Annotated in this window: 2 protein-coding genes, 14 tRNA genes and 1 rRNA gene; all 17 read left to right on the forward strand. The window is 42.3% G+C overall.

The window, feature by feature from the left end:
* Positions 1 to 219: 219 nt before the first annotated feature.
* A 5S ribosomal RNA gene (gene rrf / locus RVS70_RS21285) occupies positions 220 to 335 on the forward strand.
* Between the two features lie 24 nt (positions 336 to 359).
* A tRNA-Asn gene (locus tag RVS70_RS21290) sits at positions 360 to 434 on the forward strand.
* 2 nt (positions 435 to 436) lie between these two features.
* Positions 437 to 528, forward strand: a tRNA-Ser gene (locus RVS70_RS21295).
* A 16-nt stretch (positions 529 to 544) separates the two neighbouring features.
* Positions 545 to 619, forward strand: a tRNA-Glu gene (locus RVS70_RS21300).
* A 4-nt stretch (positions 620 to 623) separates the two neighbouring features.
* A tRNA-Val gene (locus RVS70_RS21305) sits at positions 624 to 699 on the forward strand.
* A 46-nt stretch (positions 700 to 745) separates the two neighbouring features.
* A tRNA-Met gene (locus RVS70_RS21310) sits at positions 746 to 822 on the forward strand.
* A gap of 32 nt (positions 823 to 854) precedes the next feature.
* A tRNA-Asp gene (locus RVS70_RS21315) sits at positions 855 to 931 on the forward strand.
* Between the two features lie 41 nt (positions 932 to 972).
* Positions 973 to 1,048, forward strand: a tRNA-Phe gene (locus RVS70_RS21320).
* A gap of 19 nt (positions 1,049 to 1,067) precedes the next feature.
* Positions 1,068 to 1,152, forward strand: a tRNA-Tyr gene (locus tag RVS70_RS21325).
* 18 nt (positions 1,153 to 1,170) lie between these two features.
* Positions 1,171 to 1,244: transfer RNA gene (locus RVS70_RS21330), tRNA-Trp, on the forward strand.
* Between the two features lie 13 nt (positions 1,245 to 1,257).
* A tRNA-His gene (locus tag RVS70_RS21335) sits at positions 1,258 to 1,333 on the forward strand.
* A gap of 17 nt (positions 1,334 to 1,350) precedes the next feature.
* Positions 1,351 to 1,425: transfer RNA gene (locus RVS70_RS21340), tRNA-Gln, on the forward strand.
* 3 nt (positions 1,426 to 1,428) lie between these two features.
* Positions 1,429 to 1,503 (forward strand) — tRNA-Gly (locus tag RVS70_RS21345).
* A 9-nt stretch (positions 1,504 to 1,512) separates the two neighbouring features.
* Positions 1,513 to 1,586 (forward strand) — tRNA-Cys (locus RVS70_RS21350).
* 8 nt (positions 1,587 to 1,594) lie between these two features.
* Positions 1,595 to 1,676: transfer RNA gene (locus RVS70_RS21355), tRNA-Leu, on the forward strand.
* A 297-nt stretch (positions 1,677 to 1,973) separates the two neighbouring features.
* Complete coding sequence (locus tag RVS70_RS21360) at positions 1,974 to 2,936, forward strand: tRNA-dihydrouridine synthase (protein ID WP_321134743.1); 963 nt, start codon at positions 1,974 to 1,976, stop codon at positions 2,934 to 2,936.
* 307 nt (positions 2,937 to 3,243) lie between these two features.
* The gene (locus tag RVS70_RS21365) at positions 3,244 to 3,819 is read left to right on the forward strand and encodes an Ada metal-binding domain-containing protein (RefSeq protein WP_121604742.1); all 576 of its coding nucleotides are present in this window, start codon (positions 3,244 to 3,246) and stop codon (positions 3,817 to 3,819) included.
* The last annotated feature ends 780 nt before the right edge of the window (positions 3,820 to 4,599 follow it).

The following is a 4,599-nucleotide window of genomic DNA, read 5'->3' on the forward strand; positions in this document are numbered from 1 at the left end:
GATAGGTTCGAGGTGGAAGCGTGGTGACACGTGGAGCTGACGGATACTAATCGATCGAGGACTTAACTAACTTCTTTTGGTTGTCGTTGAATGATCTCTTATTTAGTTTTTAGGGTACAAATGAATACATATTTTTTCAAAATAGTACTTGATTTTTCCTGAAAAACAATTATAATATTGGTTGTCACTGTTTTTTGACAACACTTGGCAGACATCATGTCTGGTAGCAATAGCGGAGAGGTCACACCTGTTCCCATGCCGAACACAGAAGTTAAGCTCTCCAGCGCCGATGGTAGTTGGGGCTTTGCCCCTGCAAGAGTAGGACGCCGCCAGGCAAGATACATTCTAATTGGAATTATTCCACAGTAGCTCAGTGGTAGAGCTATCGGCTGTTAACCGATCGGTCGTAGGTTCGAATCCTACCTGTGGAGCCAATGGAGAGCTGTCCGAGTGGCCGAAGGAGCACGATTGGAAATCGTGTAGGCCGTTACCGCGGCCTCGAGGGTTCGAATCCCTCGCTCTCCGCCACTATTCTAATAATACTGGCCCGTTGGTCAAGTGGTTAAGACACCGCCCTTTCACGGCGGTAACACGGGTTCGAATCCCGTACGGGTCACCAACATGGAGGATTAGCTCAGCTGGGAGAGCACTTGCCTTACAAGCAAGGGGTCGCAGGTTCGAGCCCTGCATCCTCCACCATCCATAATGATTTGAAAAACAGAACAAATTTATTACTTCCTTACATCGCGGGGTGGAGCAGTCTGGTAGCTCGTTGGGCTCATAACCCAAAGGTCGCAGGTTCAAATCCTGCCCCCGCAACCAAAATAATTTATTATTGAATAACTCCATTAGTTGGTCCGGTAGTTCAGTTGGTTAGAATGCCTGCCTGTCACGCAGGAGGTCGCGGGTTCGAGTCCCGTCCGGACCGCCACTTTCAAAAGTCTTATAGACTTTAATAGTTTAAAACTGAATGGCTCGGTAGCTCAGTCGGTAGAGCAAGGGACTGAAAATCCCTGTGTCGGCGGTTCGATTCCGTCCCGAGCCACCATTTGTATTTTCTTCTTCTTGGAGGGGTAGCGAAGTGGCTAAACGCGGCGGACTGTAAATCCGCTCCCTCAGGGTTCGGCAGTTCGAATCTGCCCCCCTCCACCATTTTCTAATAGTATAATTAGGGGTATAGTTTAATGGTAAAACGAAGGTCTCCAAAACCTTTGATGTGGGTTCGATTCCTACTACCCCTGCCAATTTTTCTATATGGCGGCCGTGGCGAAGTGGTTAACGCACCGGATTGTGGCTCCGGCACGCGTGGGTTCAATCCCCACCGGTCGCCCCATTTTTAATTTAAATAATTGGGCCATAGCCAAGCGGTAAGGCATCGGGTTTTGATCCCGTGTACCCCAGGTTCGAATCCTGGTGGCCCAGCCATTTGCGGAAGTAGTTCAGTGGTAGAACATCACCTTGCCAAGGTGGGGGTCGCGGGTTCGAATCCCGTCTTCCGCTCCAAGTATATATGGCGGTATAGCCAAGTGGTAAGGCAGAGGTCTGCAAAACCTTTATCACCGGTTCAAATCCGGTTACCGCCTCCAACGATTATGCCGGTGTGGCGGAATTGGCAGACGCGCACGACTCAAAATCGTGTTCCTTACGGAGTGTCGGTTCGACCCCGACCACCGGTATCGATAAAAACGGGAAAAGCCTTTAAGTCAAGGGTTCTCACATTTAGTGAGAGCTCTTTTTTGTACCCATATCGCACAATTTAGGTAGAAAAATCGTGTACACGTTGAAGAATGACCAGAAGAAAAAATGGGAAAACGTAAGAGTAAAATTACAAGTATTTTTAGGGGTTATATAGGCAATCCGTTTGATAAAAAGTGCTTAAGCATGGTATAAGTGTAAAGGGAGTAAGGACAATTGTTTTTGATTTTGGGATGTTTTTTGGTCATATCCCATCATGAGAGGATTGAAATTTGATTATGTTTGATAATTTTTGGCGTGATTTACCACGACCGTTTTTTATATTGGCACCAATGGAAGATGTGACGGATGTCGTTTTTCGCCATGTAGTTAGCGAAGCAGCTAGACCTGATGTGTTTTTTACAGAGTTTACAAACTCAGAAAGTTATTGTCATCCAGAAGGGCGCCAAAGCGTACGTGGGCGTTTGACATTTACAGAGGATGAGCAACCAATGGTAGCCCATATATGGGGAGATAAGCCGGAGTACTTTCGGCAAATGAGTATTGGTATGGCGGAACAAGGATTTAAGGGTCTCGATATTAATATGGGTTGTCCTGTAGCTAATGTGGCAGGGAATGGGAAGGGCTCTGGCCTTATCCGTCGTCCAGAAGTAGCAGCAGAGCTAATACAAGCTGCAAAAGCCGGAGGATTGCCTGTAAGTGTAAAGACAAGACTGGGTTACACGTATATCGATGAGTGGTTTGAATGGCTGAAACATATATTGGAACAAGACATTGCTAATCTTTCCATTCATCTGCGTACAAGAAAGGAAATGAGTAAAGTAGATGCTCACTGGGAGCTAATTCCTAAGATTAAGAAGCTTCGTGACGAGGTTGCTCCAGATACATTGTTGACTATCAATGGTGATATTCCTGACCGCCAAACTGGCTTGGAGCTTGTGGAAAAATATGGTGTAGATGGAGTAATGATTGGACGAGGAATTTTTAAAAATCCATTTGCTTTTGAAAAGCAGCCGAAGGAGCACAGCAGTAAGGAATTGCTTGATATCTTAAGATTGCACTTGGATCTTTTCGATAAATATTCAAAAATAGAAGCACGTTCGTTTAAGCCTCTTCGCCGCTTTTTTAAGATATATGTTCGAGGTTTTAGAGGGGCGAGTGAATTAAGAAGTCAAATGATGGAAACAGAGTCAACAGATGAAGTACGTGCATTGCTCGATGACTTTGAAGATTTTGAGTGAAAGAATGTTGACGACAGGAGAAGTATTTATAGTTAACGTGAATATATCAGATCAACGTTTCTCACATCGTGGGAAACGTTTTTTGTAGGTGCGCCAGGCATGCCGACTATCTAGGTGGTGAAAGTCCACTGTGGTGGAGGAGATAGCGGCTATTTGAGTAAATAAATATACGCAAAACTTCTCGTATGTTAGAAAAAGAATTCCATGCATAAATACTGTTGGTACGTAAAGAATGTTTTCAATTTTATTCACAGTGTGTTTTAATTTGGTAGAATAAGATTAATAATATAGGAGGTGTTGAAAAGCTATGGATCTATACTCATCATCCCATACCATCCCCTCAGAATATTGGCATGCAATTTCTAATAATGATAGTAATTTTGATGATCATTTTTACTATGGTGTTAAAACAACTAAAATTTTCTGTCGTCCATCTTGCAAATCCAGATTACCGAATAAAGACAACGTTTATATCTTTAAAAAGGCACAAATAGCATTACAGCTTGGGTTTAGGCCTTGTAAAAGATGTAAGCCGGACAATGTGTTATTACCTAATGAGGAATGGATAGAGCTTATATGTGCATGGATTGACAAAAACTATGATGAATATATCACGCTTCATGTGTTAGCAGATGTGTTTCATTCCAGTCCATTTCACCTTCAACGAACGTTTAACAAAATCAAAAAGGAGAGTCCCTTAAATTATTTGCAACGAATAAGGTTAAATAGAGCAGCAAATCAATTAAAAGAAACAAATCATACCATACAGTTTATCTCTTCATCTGTTGGGTTTTCAAATAGTTCCTACTTTAGCACGGTATTTAAGAAATATTACAACATCACGCCGAATAATTATCGGAAGAAATTTAATTGTAAAATGTAAACTCCAATAAAGAAGCGATATTGAAAGGTTTTTCCAACCTTGTAATACACTGATTTTGCTCCGATCCAATCTTGGAAATAATAAGCATAGAAACGAGATATTGCGAAACAAGTTTTACGCACAATGCCTTTGAATGAATGCTTTGGACTGTCTCCTGGATAATAGATTGCCTGTAAAAACAACATTTGTAGGGAAAGCTTTCACGAAAAAAACAACGAACACCTCATCAGTAATCTGTTTCACCATATCGTTCACGAGTTAAGCAATACCATCCTTGCAAATGCCTTCAAAAAATCTAAGGAAAATAACTTGATATCATGAAAATACCTACGATAGCTTTAAAAGAGAAGTATCCTTTTTCCCTTAGAAAATATAGGTGGTACCTTCATCTAACATGATCGTCGGTACCACTTTTAAAATGGTCTAGGAAAATATATTATTTGCCCATGTGGATAAATGGGCGTGTTGAGCCACGTCTAGCTCCAGCGCCCAGAAACGAGGCGACTTCACGAATCGTCCTAATCTAAGTCATCATCGGCACGCAAACTCACCGTGAATCCTTTATATCTGTTGACTGCTTCAGTCGCTACGTTTCTATTCGCGCGCTTGCGCTTTTGTTCTAAGTTAAGAAAGTATAAAATCGGTGCAATGATTGCGTTAAGCCAAGTAGTTATTTTGAAATGTTTGATGTATATTGGCAATGCTCCGACTAATTACTTCGCTTCCCGCGGGCACGGCCTCAACTAACTTTGCAAAGAAGAACACGTTGCAAAGTGGATT

This window comes from Virgibacillus sp. M23 (genome assembly GCF_034190895.1).
GTDB lineage: Bacteria > Bacillota > Bacilli > Bacillales > Amphibacillaceae > Virgibacillus > Virgibacillus salarius.

Coding starts and splice junctions, on each gene's coding strand:
- RVS70_RS21365 (WP_121604742.1), top strand. CDS start 3,244: ATGGATCTATACTCATCATCCCATACCATCCCCTCAGAATATTGGCAT.
- RVS70_RS21360 (WP_321134743.1), top strand. CDS start 1,974: ATGTTTGATAATTTTTGGCGTGATTTACCACGACCGTTTTTTATATTG.